A 16934-nucleotide genomic window follows, 5' to 3' on the forward strand; every position below is an offset into this window, starting at 1 on the left:
CTGTGGGCGGTCGATCTCCGCGATGCTTCTATGTCAAGCCGCCACCGCGAACGGTCCTTTTGCGGTATTCCCGAGTTCGGATTCATCGGCACGCAGGACCTGGAACACGCGATCGGAGATACGGCGACGAAGCAGTCGTAGCGCCTCGCGTCGGGTCTTGCCCGCAGCCTGCAGTTTGGCCACATAGGCTTTGCCGAGGCCGCCGCGTGCGACCTGTGTGATGGCGATGGCGTGCAAGGCGGCGTTGACTGTACGGTTGCCACCGCGATTGAGACGCACCCGCTCCTGCGCCGACCACACCGGGATCGGGGCCGTACCGTTGAACTTTGCGTAGGCGTCTTTGGAGTGGAAGCGGTGCGCTCCGGCAGTCTCACCGATGATGACCGCCGCGGAAAGAACCCCACAGCCTGGAATTGCGAGCAACGACGGAGCCAGAACCCGGACGCGGTCGCGGATCTGGCGTTCGAGGTCGTTGATCTGGCGGGTCATCTGCCGGCATCGGCTGAGGAGTTCTCCAGCGATCTGGGCAACCACGCCGGTGAAATGCGTAAGCCGGTCGGCGAGCCTCGTCCATCACACGGTAATGCCGGATCCTCGGAGAGGGACGTGAAGTTCGGGGTCGAGCTCGTGCAGGTGCCAGCGTAGCCTGCTGATGAGTTTTGTTCTCTCGCAGACCAAATCGTGCCGGTGATCGCTGAGCAGTTTGACTTCCCGGGCGGGGCCGTCCAAACGTGCGATCGGCAGGTTCGGCTCGCGCAGTGCAGCCATCGCGACGGCGTGTGCGTCGATCGGATCGGACTTGCCCGGCTCGCGGGCGCTGCGTCGGTGTAAAGCCATTAGTTGGGTCTTGACCCGGACCACAGCATGCCCGCGATTGAGCAGATCGGCCTCCAATCGGCGGGTGACGTGGCGGCAGTCTTCGAGCGCGAACTGGAGCTGAGGCCATTGTGTGGCCCACTCGATGGCGGACAAGTGCCCGTCGGTAGTGGCCTTTGCGGTCAGCTCTGCGAGCTTGCGTCCGACCTCGTCGACTGCGACAAAGGTATGAGTGGACTTGTGGGCGTCGACTCCGATAACGATCAACTGAGGACTCCGATCGATGGGGTGAACGAGGTACCGGCAGTCGTCGTTGGGCACGCCTCAATCGGGCACCAGCGGCACGCTTCTATCAAGCCACGCGGACGACCGTCCGGGACCCGGCAGGACCGCACATCGGGATAAGCCACCAACAGAAGCTGGGGCAGCAAAGAAACGAGCGAATCCCGCCGGGCCTACTCAGGATGGCATTGACGCAAAGAAAGCTGATGCCTGCTTCAAGATGGTGTTCGCCCGCCGCAACTCCCGGTTCTCCCGTTCCAGCTGCGCGATCCGCTCAGCCTCGCTGGTCGTGGTCCCCGGGCGGTCCCCGCCATCGATCTCGGCCTGCTTGACCCAGGTGCGAAGCGCCTCCGGGTGCACACCGAGTTGATCGCCGATCCGTTTGAGCGCCCCTGGTCGCGTGGCTGGGTCCTTGCGGGCCTCCACCGCCATCCGCGTCGCCCGCTCCTTCAGCTCAACGCTGTACTTCCGTGGTGCTGCCATGCTCTCCATCCTTCACAGATTCGAGAGCCTCCGACAAACCCGGGGCGTTTCAATCGCCGCAGTGCACGCCGGGCACAAAGTGCGGTACTTCACCGCCGCCGACCTCGTGGAAACCCTGTATCGCGGCCTGGCCGACAACACCGTCGGCAAAACCATCGACACCCTGCTACGCCAAGATCTGCTCATCCTCGACGAGATCGGATTCGCACCACTCGACGACACCGGCACCCAACTACTGTTCCGACTCGTCGCCGGCGCCTACGAACGCCGCTCCCTCGCGATCGCCAGCCACTGGCCCTTCGAACAATGGGGACGATTCCTACCCGAACACACCACCGCCGCCAGCATCCTCGACCGGCTCCTACACCACGCCACCATCGTCATCACCGACGGCGACTCCTACCGCATGACACACCGAACGGAGGTACCACCCACCTAGAACATCCCGCACAGGGTGGGGACTTTCACCTGGCCACCAGCGGGGACATCAAACTGGCCGTTGACAACCGGGGCGAGGGTCTGCTATGTGGTGTTGGCCCGGCGTGTCCGCTGGCTCTGTATTCCCGCCGCCGGCCTCTCCGGGTCCACTATGCTGCCGGGTACGCTGTTCGTCGTATCAAACGCTCGCCGTCCCTGGGCTGCACGATCGACTGACAACAATCACCCCGGGCCCGTGACGCGCGGCCACTGATTACGGATAGTTCGGCGATTGGCTGATTGCAAACGCGGTCAGTTCACTTCGAGGCGGGACGCGAAACCGGGATGGCTGAACGGCAGATCAGGTGAGAAGGCAACGCCTACTGTTGCGCCTGCGCCGTTGATAATTCCCCACGTCGTCTCCGATAGGTGTGCGGCGAAATAGCTGTCGTTGACCCCTTGCTCACGACCGCTGTCAATCCACCACTGAGTCGCAGATAGCCCAGCACCCAGGATGGACGCCACTGCCAAGGGAATGATCGAGGCATCTGAGTGAATACGTTGCAGACTCTCAGTGAACCGATCGGCGACGACCTCCATCACCGACCTCAACTGGTCAGCAACTCCACCATTTCCCGATCCGGAGTACTGAAACAAGTGATTCGCCATAAGGAACCTGATGACCACGGGGTGTTTCCCAACCAGCGCGACGTAGGACTGGACCGACGAGCGAATCATATCGTCAACAGACGCATGATCTTGCTCAGCAAAGATTGTGACTTGCGCCGACTCCCACATCAACGCACCGAGCTTCGCCGCCACTGCCCCGTTTAGACCCGCTTTGTCGCCGAAGTAGCGGTACAGCTTCGGTTTAGACACGCCTGCCTCCGCAGCAATGTCGTCCATGCTCACGCCTACGCCATGGCGGTCGATGGCCCGTATGGCCGCATCGACCAACTCCGCTCGTATTGCGACGCGATGGTCATCCCACCGGGTGCTGCGGGCATCACGCACCCGACGCTGTACCTGAGATGGCGCGGAGGAAACTCGGCGGACGACTGACATTGTGGAAACTATCCTACTGGAAGCCCGCAAGTTATCAGCGGCCATGTGCGTGACCCCGTAGGCATCGATACTTCGCTGTCAACGTTCTACGGTCGCTGCGTCCAATCGCGCCGCCGCTTCGTTGAAATCTTTCGGTGCCTCCATGTTGATCATGTGACCGATCTGCGGCAACACCACGAAATCGTGCAACCGACCGCGCTGCTGCAGCCGTTCGGCGAGATCAGTGGAATGAACCTCAGGTGTCAACTTGTCGGCAGAACCCACGATCACCGTCGTCGGCACCGCAAGTGAGTCGACTCCTTTGCTGACGTCGATGGAGGCCAGGACCTTTCCCCACATTCCCCGCACCGCAGGTGGGCAACGCAGCACTATGTCGGAACACTCCGCTATAACGTCGGCCGACGCGTGCGGACCCATCGTCCCGTATTTTACCAACCGTCGGTTGAAACGAGTGTCAAGCATCTCCGGTCCCGCGATGGCGAGCCCAGCCGCGAAGGCTCGCTCCAGTGTGGCGCGGAATCGACGTGGCGACCTTATTAACGTCGATCGGCTAACCAACTGGGAGGGTCCAGTGCTCGCCAAGACGGCACCACGGGCTAGGAGGGGCACCGACTCCGGGTGCTCGGCAGCCCAACCCATGATGGACATCCCGCCCATACTGTGACCGGACACCAAGGCCTTACGACTCGACGTGACGACCGCGCGCAAGACCGCCTCGAGATCGTCGCCGAGCAACGACGAAGAGAAGGGGGCGCGACCCCGGTCACTCCAGCCATGTCCTCGTTGGTCATATACCACCACACGGTGTGTGTTGGCGAAGTGTTCGATCTGAGGTCTCCAGAACCGACCCTGGCAAGCCCACCCGTGGCTGAACACCAACAGCGGCGCATCATCACCCAGCCCGTACTCCTCAACGAACAGCCTTGTGCCGTCACTAGAGAGAACCTCCCGCGACCGCGGCGACAACAGGCCAGCTCCCGAAGAGTCAGAGGTCATCGAGTCAGAGGTCATCGAAGCTCACCGTCACAGCGTCGGTGAGCGGAAGTGCCTGGCACGCGAGTCGCTCACCGTCCTCAATGTCATCGTCGACGAGGATGTTGTTCTGCACCATGTCGACATCACCCTCGATGAGCTTGCACACACACGCGCTGCATGCGCCCTCTCGACACGAGTACGGGGCGTTGTGCCCTCGTGAGAGCAGCACATCGAGCAGCGGCGTGTTACGTGGCCACTCCGTGGTGATGCACTCTCCGTTGAGGTAAACCGTGGCGGTAGCTACACCCTCATCGTCACTGAGTCGACGCAGTGTGGCGGTGTCGAACGGGTCACCCGCCAGCGACTGGAACACCTCCCGATGTACATCCGAATGGTCCACTCCACACGCGGTGGCAGACCTTTCCACCAGATCCATGAAGGGGGAAGGGCCGCAGGTGAAGATCACCGATCCCTTGTGATCACGAATAATCTTCTCGACAGCCTCGGATGTGGGGATCCCGTTCTCCGACTCAAGCCAGTCGACCAAAGTGAACCGCTCGGGGAATTCGGATCTGATCTGCTGAAGCTGGCGCTCGTACATGATCGAATCGGCGTCAAGGTTCGCGTAGAACAGGACGACTTCCCCACTGCCCGACACCAGTGCCGACTTCACCAGCGACAGGATCGGCGTGATGCCGCTTCCGCCGGCGAAGAAAAGCATGTCGACGTCGAGGCTCTTAGCGGTAAACTTTCCCGACGGCGTCAGTACGGTCATTTCCATGCCGACGGAGACGTTGTCGCACAACCAGTTTGACGCGTATCCCCCAGCGGTGCGCTTCACCCCGATCTCGAGGCGGAAGTCATCGACATGAGGTGAACTGCTCAGCGAATAGCATCGTGCGACGTGGCCCGTCTGGTCGGACGGGATCTTCAGCGTAATGAACTGCCCGGGTAGATGCTTGAAATCGTCGACGATCTCGTCAGGCACTTCGAAGGCGATGCTCACCGAGTCCTTGGTCTCTTGCACGACCTCCGACACGGTCAGCGTCCGCGATCGCGCGGTGGTGCCCGGCCGATTCTCCTGCTCGACGGTCATTTGATGATTCCCCGCTTGCGAGCGAAGGCGTAGCCCGCGCGGGTGATAGGCGCAGAGATGTCCTGGTAGCGCGGACCCACAACGCGTGCGACAAAGTCGAAGCCCCGTGCGTCTGCGCCGATCAGCACTCGGGGCTTCTTCTTGTCCATTCCCTTGAGGATGGTGGACGCCGCTTTCTCCGGAGTGGTCCTGGCGATGCTGTTGAACATTGTGGCAATGGTGGCGGTATCTGCCCCCATATCGGATACACCCCGAGCGTTATTGACGATATTTGTCTTGACGCCGCCGGGGTGAACGCATGTCACTGTGACCGGATGCCGACTGATCTTCATCTCTTGGCGAAGCGCTTCGGTGAAGCCACGCACACCGAACTTGGCGGCGTTGTAAGCACTTTGACTGGGAATACCGACCAGACCGAAGACGCTGGAGGTATTCACCAGATGACCATCACCGGAGGCGATCAGATAAGGCAGGAAGGCCTTCGTCCCATTGACGACACCGCCGAAATTGATACCCATCAGCCAGTCAAAGTCCTCCCAAGACATGTCAACAACGTCGGCGCCGAGGGCGACGCCGGCGTTGTTGAACACCATGTTCACGCACCCGAAAGATGACTGGACGCTTTCGGCGTAATCCTGGAAGGCAGCACGATCTGCCACGTCCAACACGGCGGTCTCGACTTTCGCCCGATGCGCGGTACGGCACATAGCCGCCGTCTCCGCGAGATGCACCTCGTCGACGTCGGACAAGGAAAGGCTGGCCCCGCGTGCGGCAAGTTGAAGCGCAAGGGACCGGCCGATCCCTGAGGCGGCTCCCGTGACGACTGCGACCTGGTTCGCATAGTTATCTGTTGTCGAACTACTCACTGTTGAATACTCACTTCTCGATGACCTACGGCTGGGTTGTCAGGCGATCTCGTACTCGGCGGGCTTGAAGTCCTTCGTCGCTCGCCAGTACTGCCAGGTGAACCCGGGCCACACCGTACGGTTGACACCCTGCGAGTCCAGATACCAGCTCGTACACCCGCCGTTGGTCCATACCCCCTTGGCGAGCTTGTGCTGAATGTTCTTGTTGAAGTGTTCTTGAACCTCGGGCCGCACATCTACACGCTGCGCTCCGCGACTGTCGACGGCGTCGATGGCCTTCATGATGTACTTGATCTGCTGCTCGATCATGAACACCACAGAGTTGTGTCCAAGACCTGTGTTGGGCCCGAGCAGGAAGAACAGGTTCGGGAAGCCCTCGGTGGTGATGCCGAGGTGGGTGTTGATGCCCGTCCGGTGCCAGTGCGACGGCAAGTCTTCGCCCCGGGCGCCCTTGAGCGCGAGTTGATCGAATCCGTCTGTGACATGGAACCCTGTGGCGTAAATGATCACATCTACAGGATGTGACACGCCGTCAGCGGTGACGATAGAATCCGCGGTGACCTTTTCAATCCGATCACTGATCACTGTCGTGTTGGGCGCGGCGAGTGCAGGGTAGTAGTCGTTCGATCCCAGGATGCGTTTGCATCCGATGCGGTAGGACGGCATCAGCTTTCTGCGTAGCTCAGGGTCGGCGATAGAACGCTCGATGTTCCATTTCGCCACTTTTTCGATTGGTCGCATAAGGTTGGAGTGGCCGTTGAGCCCGAAGGCCAGGCTCTCTGCGCCCCAGTAGACCGACCACCGAGCGAGGCGGCGTGTGATAGGGATCTTGCTGAGCACGGTCCGAAGTGCCGTCGGCACCGCGAAGTTCTTGCGTGGAAGTACCCAAGCCGGGGTTCGCTGGAAGACCGTGAGTGTGCCGGCCTCCTTCTGCACGAATGGCACGAACTGAATCGCGCTGGCACCGGTGCCAATGACGGCCACCCGCTTGCCCTGGAGATCCACCGTGTGGTCCCACTTTGCCGAATGGAATGCCTGGCCGGCGAACTCATCGATTCCGGGGATGTTCGGATAGTTCGGGATGTGCAGAGCGCCGACACCGGACACGACGTACTGCGCGATGTACTCCCGGCCCGACTCGGTACGCAGGTGCCACCGAGATTCGGACTCGCTCCAGTATCCGGAGACCAACTTCTGCCCAAAATGGATCTTCTGAGTGACACCACGCTTGTCGGAGATCTCTTTCAGGTACTGCTCGATTTCGGGCTGCGAAGACCACACCTTCGACCAACTACCGCGGCTCTCGAACGAGTAGGAGTACATCAGTGACGGCACGTCGCATGCGCATCCTGGATAGGTGTTGTCGCGCCAGGTTCCACCGACAGAGTCGGCCTTTTCCAGCACGATGAAATCGCTATACCCGCGCCGGCGGAGCTGCACGGCCATACCGAGCCCAGAAAATCCGCTGCCGATGATGAGTACCTTGGTGATTATAGGCTCGGCTATTCCCGGGTCTGTCGCCGTGGCGGCGCGCCGCGCGCTTGGTGTTGGAGGACGGCATTGAGTGAAAAGCTCCCTGATCAAATACAGCAGACGGACCTGCACGGCGCGGGAACGCGTCGCAGGTGTGAGAATGTCATCCACCCGAGCCCGCGAACGGAGACATCCGAACGTGGGGTCGAGGGTTGGCGAGTGGCCGAGGGGGCCAGGCTGAGGGTGTTAGCGCAGATCGTCGGGCAGGCTGCGCGTTGCGCGCCACATCGCCATCGTGAATTTCCCCTCCATCATCCCGGCCTCGTGGAAGAACCGGATCATAGGCTCGGACATGAACTGCAAATTGACGCGATAGTTCGGGCTCGTCTGCTGCGCCCACAGCCCGCGCAGACGGTTGATTCCGACAGCGGGGTACACCTTCGGATTGATGAGCAACGGGTACGCAAAGTTCGCAATGACCGCCAGCGTGCCTCGATGCCAAGCGCGCGAGATGCGTCCGCGACGCTGCATCCCCTCCACCATTTCCAGCCGCGCGAAGGTGATGTGGCGGGCCTCTTCGAGAACGTGGATCTTCATGAGCTGGCGCAGCTGCGGCTGCATTTTCGGGTCATTCATCGCCTCACGCTGAGCGCGGTCGAGTATCTCTTCGATGAGCAATGTCGCGCCGGATACAGACGGGCCGAGAGGCACAAAATGCAGAATCTTCGCGAAGCCCAAGAATCCCTTCGGCAACTTGTACGGCGCCAGTCCCGTCTTGTTGATCAACCGGGCAAACATCGTCGAGTGACGTGCCTCGTCGCCGATCTCGTTAAGGGCGTAGAGGGCCCTTTGATCTGTCAGGGCACCTTTGGCAGACATTCGGAGCAGCGCTGAGCTGAGCAGATTCTCTGCGTAGATACCGAAGCTGAGAATGCTGACAATTTCATGGCGCCCGAGTTCCACCTTCTGCTCATCGCTCATTTTCTCCCACAGCTTGGTGCCGTAGAGCGAGACACGATGCTCGGGCAGGAAGTACTTTCCCTCCTCCCAGGGCGAGTCCCAATCGATGTCGATCTCCGCGTCGTAGAACTTTTCGGCCGCCGCCCGCAGGAGTCGGCCGGCAGACCTTTGCATGTCGACGGGCTTGCGGGCACTGACGCGCGACACCCCTTCCGTCGAAACGTCGGGCTTGATCTCAACATTCTGAACGGTCATGTGACACCTCCGTTGTGTTCCGGGCCGAGCTGAGTCTCGTCTCTATACCCGATACTCTGGGTACCCGATACTGCTAGTGTCACTGCCAGTGTGTTCTTTTGTCAACGCTTGATGTGAAGAAAGTGAGCTTTACGTGTCTGACGACCACGATCTCGACTACTCCGGCGAGGGCACCTTGGTGTGCCGCGGCAAGGAGATTGCTGTCCGGGTGAAAATCAAAGGCTATTTCCAGCCCCTCAACGGCTTGTACACCTGGTACGGCAGGATCGACAAAAATGATGCGCTCGACGCCCTCCTCGCGGGCAGGCGCACGGTTGCTGTCTTCGTGACACCAGAGGGCCGCGCCGAGTGCGTCGTGGGCGATCCTGATTTCTGGGACCGCTATCGCATTACGGGCACGAGCAGGCCGCCGTACCACATCCCCACCACGCTCGAAGACGTGGAGTCGATAGCAGAGAGTGAACATCACAGCTGACCGACCCGCACGGAGCCGCCTGTGGGGCGTTCCCCCAATCCAATGAGTCCGAGAGGAAATTCGTACGTGGCCAGGTCGTCGATCGTTCACAACCGTCCATCAAGGCGTTCTGCCGGCACCGGTGAATACAGCGCTCAACTGGAAAAGGTCGCCTGGTTCACGCTGCGGCGCAAGGGATTCGTGGCGTCGGTCTGGGTCGTGGTTGCGGTCGGCTTAGCGGTGCTATTCCCGCAGCTGGAGTCCGTGATCCGACAGCAGTCGGTGGACCCGATACCCGCGGGCGTACCGTCATTTCAGACGCTCGACCGGATGGGTGAGGCGTTCAATGAGAAGGGGGCCAAGACCACCGTCTTCGTCGCCATGGAGAACGACAGGGGTTTCTCGGACACCACCCGCGCCAGGTATGACGAATTGGTGACCGCACTGCGTGCGGACACGGAACACGTCATCGCAGTCCGCGACCTGCTCGGCGACCCGCTCACGGAGAGTCAGGCGCTGAGCAAAGACAAGAAGGCGTGGTATCTGCCTATCGGTGTCACCGGGACGTTGGGCGGACCGGACGCTGCCAACGCCGTGGAAGCGGTCCGTGACACCGCGAACGAAATCTTCAGTGGTACCGACACAATTGTTCGGGTGACCGGTCCACCTGCCACGTTCACCGACCAGCTCGCGGTGGGTGAGACCGATCTGGTCGTGATCACGCTCGCCACGGTGCTGTTGATCGCCGGGATCCTGCTGATCGTCTACCGATCGATCTTCACCGCTCTCATGCCGCTGCTGGTGGTCGGCATGAGCCTGGCAGTGGGCCGCGGGGTGCTCTCGGGTCTGGGCGAATTGGGCATGCCCGTGTCTCAATTCACCTCGATGTTCATGACGGTAATCATCTTCGGCGCCGGAGTCGACTACTCCGTATTCCTCATAAGCCGGTATCACGAGGGCATCCGGGCGGGCGATACCCCTGACGTGGCCATTGCGAACGCCACCGCAACGATCGGTCGCGTGGTGCTCGCGTCCGCAGCGACAGTTGCCTTTGCTTTCTTAGCGATGGCGTTCGCCAAACTCAGCGTGTTCAACACGCTCGGCCCGGCGTGCGCGATCTCTATCGCCTTCGGCTTCCTGGCAACCGTCACTTTGCTGCCCCCCGTGCTGTCGTTCGCGGCAAAGCGTGGCGCGGGTCTACCTCGTCGTGACCTCACCAGACGGTACTGGCATCGGGTGGGAACGGGGTGATCCGGCGGCCGGTCCCGCTGCTCGCGGTGAGCCTGGTGGCACTGATCGCTCTCGGCCTCATCGCGACCACCATGACAATCACCTATGACGATCGGGAAGGTCAGCCGCCGGACACCGGAAGCAACGAGGGATACGCGCTGCTGAACCGGCACTTTCCCAAAGACACCATCATCTCCGAATTCCTTCTGGTGGAGTCGAACGAAGACATGCGCACCGGCCAGGGACTGGCCGATCTTGAACAGATGGCGTCGCGCGTCGCGCAGACGCCCGGCGTCACCCGCGTCATCGGGGTGACCCGCCCGACGGGCGAGAAGCTCGAGCAGGCTGAGTTGTCATGGCAGAACGACCAGATCGGTAGTGGTATCACCGAACAGACCGATGACGCACAGTCACGGAAGGGCGACCTGGACCTACTAAAGACCGGGTCATCACAACTCGCCGACGGTCTTGCTCTGCTGAACGAGCAGGTCACCACCAACCTCGCGCCGCTGTCGGGGTTGCTCGAGCAGGCCTCGTCGGCCGGCGAGCAGCTCAGCCAGTATCGTCCGCTCGTCGATCAGCTGGCTGCTGCGGCGCCCGCACTTGATGAATTCTCCCAACAAGCTCCCGAGCTGTCTCGAGTGGCACGACAAGCACAGTCGGCTGCCGACGCCGTCGCACCGGCGTTGAGTGCACTCGATGCTCCCTGGTGCGTCCAGATCCCGCAGTGTTCGGCCTTGCAGACACAGACCTCGGACATCCGCGCATTGGCCGACAACCAGTCCCTCGGTCGTATCGCGGACTTCGCTACCCAGCTCGGTGGAGTCGAGGGCCCGGGAACGGCGGACCTCGCGCAGTTGCAGAGCTCATTGAACGTCCTCGACTCCGCTCTGCAGACGATCAACGGCCAGGACCTCGGCAGTCGGTTGTCACAGCTCCAGACGGGCGTCCGAGCGCTCGCCGACGGGGCCCGACAGCTGTCCGGCGGTGTGAGCGCATTGGTGGACAGCAACGTACAGCTGCTGGCGGGCCTGTCTCAAGTGGCCGCCCAGCTACGCGCGCCCGCCCGGGACATCGGCAACACTGACTCGGCAACGGGGTTCTACCTACCCGCCGACGCGTTCAAGGATCAACAGTTCAGCCAAGTGGCGCGCCAGTTCATCTCGCCGGATGGCAAGACTGCTCGCTTTGTAGTGCAGACCGCCTACGATCCGTATACCGCGGATGCCATGACGTTGGCGAACAGTCTGTCGAAGGTGGCCGAGGACGCCATGCCGAACACCACGCTGCAGGGTGCGCGCGCATCTGTCGCCGGGTTCCCGGCGATCAACGCCGACATCCAACGACTTCTGGCGTACGATTTCAAGTTACTCGGATTCGGAACGATCCTGATAGTCGGCCTGATCCTAATGCTCTTACTCAGGGCGATCGTCGCACCGATCTATCTACTGGCCACTGTCGTTCTCAACTACGCAGCCGCTCTGGGCATCGGTGTCCTAGTTCTGCAACACATTTTCGGCAATGAAATTGCCTGGCCGGTCCCGCTGGTGTCTTTCATCGTTCTAGTGGCAGTGGGGGCCGACTACAACATGCTGTTGGTTTCCCGGCTCAGAGAGGAATCGGTGGCCAATATCCGGCTCGGAGTTCTACGCACCGTCGCATACACCGGCTCGGTCATCACCTCGGCCGGTTTGATCTTCGCGGCGAGCATGTTCGGACTCATGCTGGGATCGATCGACGTGATGGTGCAGATCGGCTTCATCATCGGTATCGGGTTACTCCTGGACACCTTTCTCGTCCGCACGATTGTCGTCCCTGCGCTGGCAGCATTGCTCGGTGAGGCGAGCTGGTGGCCAGGGCGGCTGCACCGCGCGGCCGTGAGCCGGGATTCCACCGAGGTAGGACCCTATGCCAGAGGACCTTTGACGACGTCTAATCGCTGATGGCGGGGTGAATCTACATCAGGCGCGCGAGGGTTGACAGGAACTCTCGGTTCCTGCTGTGAAACGGCCCCACGATCAATTGCCCATTCGCGCTAACGCTTTCGCTACACCCCGTGCTGTAATGCTCGGTCGCAGTGTGAGTCATCGCTGCGGACTGCCTGGCCTGAGCACTTCTGAGAGCATCAGCCGAGGCGGTGAACACCAGACGGCGGCGGTTCAGCGAACCGCCGCCGTCAGCGAGAATGTGTTCAGTTCGGCACGACGACGAGATCCCCGTCGGCATGTTGGGCACGCAAAGCTCTTTTGTCGAACTTGCCCACGCTGGTGCGTGGCACCTGGTCCACGAACGCCCAGTTCTTGGGAATCCACCAACGAGGGATCTCGGCGGGGCAATTCTCGAGGAACCACTGGCCGAGTTGATCGGCGGTAACGTCGCTGCCGTGCGTCCGGACGACCACGGCTAGGGCCGTCTCCTGCCATCGCTCGTGGGGGATAGCGATCACGGCAGCCTCGGCCACCTGAGGATGGCCCATTATGGTGTTCTCGAGCTCCACCGATGAGACCCACTCGCCACCGGACTTGATGACGTCCTTCGTTCGATCGGTGAGCGTCAGATAGCCGTCCGGGCTGATGTGGCCAACATCGCCAGTCCGCAGCCAGCCGTCACGGAACTTGTCGCTGTCTTCGTCCATATTATAATAGCCACCGGTGATCCACGGCCCCCTCACTTCCAGTTCCCCCACGGACCTGTCGTCACGTGGAACCGGCATACCGGCCTCGTCGGTGAGACGCATCTCGACGCCACAGATGGCACGGCCCTGACGCTTGCGATACGTCATATCGGATTCCGGTGCGACACCGGCCGGTGGTCGACTCACCGCGGCGAGTGGCGAGGTTTCCGTCATCCCCCACGCTTGGATAATCGGGACGCCGAACCTGTCCGCGAATCCCTCGATCAACGACTGCGGCACCGCCGCACCCCCGCAGGCGACCAGACTGATCGACGACAGATCCACATCGGGATGCGATGACCCAAACTGCAACAGATCGTTCCAGATGGTCGGAACGGCACCCGCTTTCGTGGGCCGATGTGTCTGAATCATGTCCGCCAGAGGCGCCGCCTGCAGGAATCGGTCGGGCAGAAGCAAGTCGGCACCCGCCATAAGGGCCGCATAGGGAAGACCCCAGGCACTGGCGTGGAACATCGGCACCACCGGCAGGACTCGGTCACCCTCCTCCACGGCGAGCGCATTGCCGGTACAGGCTGCCATCGAGTGAAGGAACATCGAACGGTGGCTGTAGACAACCCCCTTGGGGTCTCCCGTGGTTCCGCTGGTGTAGCATATAGCCGCCGCCGATCTCTCATCGGGTTCTGCCCACGGAAAGGCCGGGGACTCCGCAGCGAGCGCGTCCTCATAACGAATGATTTCGACGCCGTTGCCCTCCAGCGCCGACACCTCCCCACCGCCGGCGACGAACACGACACGTACGGTCGACAGGCCCGGCAGCACCGGTGCCAACAACGGCACCAGCGAACTATCCGTAATGATGACCCGGTCCTCAGCGTGATTCGCGATGAACGACAGTTGGGACGCAGACAACCGCAGATTCAGGGTATGCAGGACGGCACCCATGGCGGGAACCGCAGCGTACGCCTCTAGGTGCTCCTGATTGTTCCACAGCAAAGTAGCTACACGGTCATCGTCGCCCACACCGGCACGACGCAGAGCATTGGCCAGCTGACCGCAGCGTTCCTCAAGGGGCCCGTAAGTCGTGGTTCGAGCCGGTTCGGCGCCGCCGTAGGTGATCACCTGCCTTCCGGCGTGATTCGTCGCGACGTGGCGAAGGATCGACGACACCGTCAAAGGTACGTCCTGCATCGTGCTCTTCATGAATACTCCTTCTGCGGCACAGCCGCCTTATTCTGCTGGGCCATAGTCCTGGATCTGCCAGCCCCCAGCCGTTTTCGACACGACCACCTTCAACAACGTCGGCAGTTCACTCGGTTGCGGGTTCTGCACGTTCTGCGTCTTCTGGCTCGCGAAGACCATCACCGTGTACTCGCCGTCGGTTTCACCAGTGACGCTGGTGGCCAGCACGCGTCCCGACGCCTGCACCTGGGCCTGCTGCATGATCTGCGTCAGCGTCGGTCGAACCTCGTCGTAACGCTTGACGAGCGCCTCACCTGCGTTCTCCTTGACCGCCGCAAAAAAGGCGTCGGTGTTCTGATAGCTGTAGGTCAGGGACTTGGTCGTGTAATCCGAGGCGGCCTCCGCCGCCGCAGCCCGTTGCGCGGCGTCGTTTTCCAATACCGACTTCGCGTCGTCGGCCTCGAGGTAGAGGTAGGCGAACACGCCGACCAGCACAGCGAGCACCACGATCACGGCCGAAACGACCACGGCAGCACGTGATCGCGGCCATACTGACCAGCGACGCCCACTCGGCGAGGGGGAGTCGACGTCGCTGTCGTCAACCCCCGTCGCGGCTACGGAAGCGGTTTTGGCGTTCTCGTCCACCAGCAGATCGCCATCCGTCGTCGCTGCTGCCGCGCCGCCCTCGACCTCAGTGGCCTCAGTAGGCGGTCTGGTCTGCTCGTCATTTGTCATCTGGGGCCTTCTGTGTACTTGCTGGTGACAGTCGCTTGCGGACAAGCCGTCATCTTGGTGATTGCGACACGGTGATGGGGACCTCGGCGCGACCTGGTCGCGACGTCGGGAAGGTTCGGGCGAGGAGGTCGCCGATCGATCCGAAGTCGACGTATGTGTCCGCGACCTTCTCTGTCGCCGGTTTCACCGCCCGGGTGATCGTCACCAGATCAGGCTGCAGGATCTGGATATAGCCACTGAGCTTGTCCACAAGCTTCAACACGGGAGGCCACTTGTCGTACGAGGTGGTTGTGAACTCGATGAACGCCCGCTGAATTCGCGCCAATCCGTTCACGGCGTCAGGGGTACGCACAGCTGCCGTACTGAGGACGTCCCCGACATTGGACATGAGGCCGAGCAGGAACTCGGCGTTGTCCGCGGTCACCCGGACGGACCCATCTTTGCCGACGAAATCGACTAGACGGTGCATCATGTCGCCGATCATGTCGAGGTCTCCCTGCCGTCCTGCGACGGCCTCGGCGACGGTCTTGTTGATGGACTCGATCGAAGCCGGGTCGAGCCCATCTGCCACCGCAGCCATCTTCGGCAACACCTGGGGCACCGATTGCGACACGTGCACCGCCTCAGCGGGCACCACGTCTCCGTTGTCAAAGTACCCGCCGGTGGCCGTGCCCCCGGGCACGAAGTTGATGTACTGTTCCCCCGCGATCGACAGATTCTGGATCGACATCACGCTGTCCTGGGGGATCTTGTGATCGGAATCGATCGCCATCTCGACCTTAAGTGCCGAATCCACGACGTTGATGGAGGCCACCTTTCCGACGGGTATCCCCCGCACCATCACCGGCGACGTGTCCAGTAGACCGCCTGAGCTGTCGATGAAGGCGGTTAACGAGTACTCGGAGCGGGTGGGGTTGACGCGTGCCACGCCGACGACGAGGTAGCCGAGCCCTGCGACGAACACGACGGCCAAAGCCACCATCGATATGAGCGTGCTGCTGCTGCGGTTCACGGCATCATTCCGATCGATTTCAACACGGTAATGAACGATTCGGCGTCACGCCGCGCCAGGTCCCGACCATCGATGGAGATGTCCGAGAGGTTGATGTCAGGCGACCCCACGAATGGAATGAGTTTGTCGCGGATGACGCGCGTTGCCTGCTCCGTGACGGACTTCGAGTAAATGTCGGAGTTGGCGATCGACGCGATCACCGGGGCGATCGCGGCCACCGACTCCTTGATGCGTGAGTACTCCGGATCCACGATCCTGCCCGCGGCCGTAGCAAATGTACGCAAGTTGGCGATGAGTAACGCGACGTCGATCAGGGAGTAGCCGAGGCCATAGAAGTTGGTTCCGCCCTTAGTCAGCATCCGGTCGATTCCCGACGGATCAGCCAAAATCACCTTCAGAGTCCGATCAGCCGACCTCAACACCACGTCGAGCTTGTCAGTGTTCGAGGAGACCTCCGAAACGGTCTCCAGCGTTGTCCGATACAGGGCGTCGAATTCCTGCGGATCCTTGGGGAACGAGGTGTTCAATGTCGAGATCGCGGTGTGGATCTTGTCGAGTTCACCGCCGCCGAGAACATTCGCCATCCCACGCATGACGTCCTCGACATTCGCTGCCGGCTCGGTCCGTGCCAGCGGGATCACCGAACCCGACCGCAGCAAGGCACCCGTCGACGGCTCGGCTGGGGAAGGATGGAAACGTAGATCTCACCAAGGAGAGTGTCCTGACGCAGCTCGGCTCGCGATTCGGCCGGCAGCTGAGTCTTGTTATCGATGCGAGCTTTGACGACCGCATGCCCGTTCTCGTACGTGACATTCTCGACGGTTCCGACGCTGAGCCCCTCTGAGAGGACTTTTGCGAGGGCCGGCAGATTGAGTGCGCTGGTGAACTCCATCTGGATGTCGTAGCCGTTGCCGTCAGAGGTTCCTATGGTCGGCGGATTGTCAGCGTTGATCCCACACGACGTCACGAACACCATCGCTGCCATCAGTGCGATCACCATG

Annotated in this window: 14 protein-coding genes and 3 pseudogenes; 3 read left to right on the forward strand and 14 right to left on the reverse strand. The window is 61.5% G+C overall.

Annotated elements, in window-relative coordinates; translation table 11 throughout:
- Window positions 1-33 precede the first annotated feature (33 nt).
- The 3 genes and pseudogenes from PWF70_RS24070 to PWF70_RS00205 form a co-directional block, all read right to left on the reverse strand.
- Window positions 34-489, reverse strand: coding sequence for a transposase (locus PWF70_RS24070; RefSeq protein ID WP_286352803.1), 456 nt, complete (start codon window positions 487-489; stop codon window positions 34-36).
- An 84-nt stretch (window positions 490-573) separates the two neighbouring features.
- Complete coding sequence (locus PWF70_RS24075; RefSeq protein ID WP_353507326.1) at window positions 574-1137, reverse strand: IS110 family transposase; 564 nt, start codon at window positions 1135-1137, stop codon at window positions 574-576.
- 156 nt (window positions 1138-1293) lie between these two features.
- Window positions 1294-1590, reverse strand: a pseudogene (locus PWF70_RS00205) (transposase); the annotation flags it as partial.
- Between the two features lie 34 nt (window positions 1591-1624).
- On the opposite strand from PWF70_RS00205, the pseudogene PWF70_RS00210 reads away from it, so the two are divergent.
- Window positions 1625-2020, forward strand: a pseudogene (locus tag PWF70_RS00210) (ATP-binding protein); the annotation flags it as partial.
- A 290-nt stretch (window positions 2021-2310) separates the two neighbouring features.
- On the opposite strand, the gene PWF70_RS00215 reads toward PWF70_RS00210, so the two are convergent.
- The 6 genes from PWF70_RS00215 to PWF70_RS00240 form a co-directional block, all read right to left on the reverse strand.
- A complete protein-coding gene (locus PWF70_RS00215; protein WP_035754026.1) occupies window positions 2311-3063 on the reverse strand; it encodes a TetR/AcrR family transcriptional regulator in 753 nt (250 codons plus the stop codon).
- 78 nt (window positions 3064-3141) lie between these two features.
- A complete protein-coding gene (locus tag PWF70_RS00220) occupies window positions 3142-4059 on the reverse strand; it encodes an alpha/beta fold hydrolase (protein WP_155225667.1) in 918 nt (305 codons plus the stop codon).
- 4 nt (window positions 4060-4063) lie between these two features.
- Complete coding sequence (locus tag PWF70_RS00225) at window positions 4064-5134, reverse strand: ferredoxin--NADP reductase (protein ID WP_035756060.1); 1071 nt, start codon at window positions 5132-5134, stop codon at window positions 4064-4066.
- Window positions 5131-6000, reverse strand: a complete 870-nt coding sequence (locus PWF70_RS00230; protein WP_006361210.1) for an SDR family NAD(P)-dependent oxidoreductase — start codon at window positions 5998-6000, stop codon at window positions 5131-5133. Before PWF70_RS00230 ends, PWF70_RS00225 begins: the two co-directional genes overlap by 4 nt.
- A gap of 39 nt (window positions 6001-6039) precedes the next feature.
- On the reverse strand, window positions 6040-7506 hold the full coding sequence (locus PWF70_RS00235) for a flavin-containing monooxygenase (protein ID WP_286352993.1): 1467 nt from the start codon (window positions 7504-7506) through the stop codon (window positions 6040-6042).
- A 213-nt stretch (window positions 7507-7719) separates the two neighbouring features.
- Window positions 7720-8688, reverse strand: a complete 969-nt coding sequence (locus PWF70_RS00240; protein ID WP_006361212.1) for an AurF N-oxygenase family protein — start codon at window positions 8686-8688, stop codon at window positions 7720-7722.
- 133 nt (window positions 8689-8821) lie between these two features.
- On the opposite strand from PWF70_RS00240, the gene PWF70_RS00245 reads away from it, so the two are divergent.
- Window positions 8822-9163: a DUF4873 domain-containing protein gene (locus PWF70_RS00245; RefSeq protein WP_006361213.1), complete on the forward strand. Its 342-nt coding sequence runs from the start codon at window positions 8822-8824 to the stop codon at window positions 9161-9163.
- Between the two features lie 42 nt (window positions 9164-9205).
- Window positions 9206-12315, forward strand: a pseudogene (locus tag PWF70_RS00250) (MMPL/RND family transporter).
- Between the two features lie 248 nt (window positions 12316-12563).
- On the opposite strand, the gene PWF70_RS00255 reads toward PWF70_RS00250, so the two are convergent.
- The 5 genes from PWF70_RS00255 to PWF70_RS00275 are packed head-to-tail and all read right to left on the reverse strand — an operon-like array spanning window position 12564 to window position 16933.
- Window positions 12564-14207 carry a fatty acid--CoA ligase gene (locus PWF70_RS00255; RefSeq protein ID WP_006357955.1) on the reverse strand — a complete coding sequence of 548 codons (1644 nt, stop codon included), beginning with the start codon at window positions 14205-14207 and terminating at the stop codon, window positions 12564-12566.
- 27 nt (window positions 14208-14234) lie between these two features.
- Complete coding sequence (locus PWF70_RS00260) at window positions 14235-14921, reverse strand: hypothetical protein (RefSeq protein ID WP_230461844.1); 687 nt, start codon at window positions 14919-14921, stop codon at window positions 14235-14237.
- 49 nt (window positions 14922-14970) lie between these two features.
- Window positions 14971-15903 (reverse strand): MlaD family protein, encoded by a 933-nt coding sequence (locus tag PWF70_RS00265; protein WP_286352797.1) that lies wholly within the window; start codon window positions 15901-15903, stop codon window positions 14971-14973.
- 26 nt (window positions 15904-15929) lie between these two features.
- Window positions 15930-16574 (reverse strand): hypothetical protein, encoded by a 645-nt coding sequence (locus PWF70_RS00270; RefSeq protein WP_286352798.1) that lies wholly within the window; start codon window positions 16572-16574, stop codon window positions 15930-15932.
- Entirely contained in the window at window positions 16571-16933 is a 363-nt protein-coding gene (locus PWF70_RS00275; protein ID WP_286352799.1) for an MlaD family protein, read from the reverse strand. The genes PWF70_RS00270 and PWF70_RS00275 overlap by 4 nt, the downstream gene beginning before the upstream one ends.
- Window position 16934 lies beyond the last annotated feature (1 nt).

This window comes from Gordonia sp. Swx-4 (genome assembly GCF_030316175.1).
In the GTDB taxonomy this organism is placed as follows: Bacteria; Actinomycetota; Actinomycetes; order Mycobacteriales; family Mycobacteriaceae; genus Gordonia; species Gordonia alkanivorans.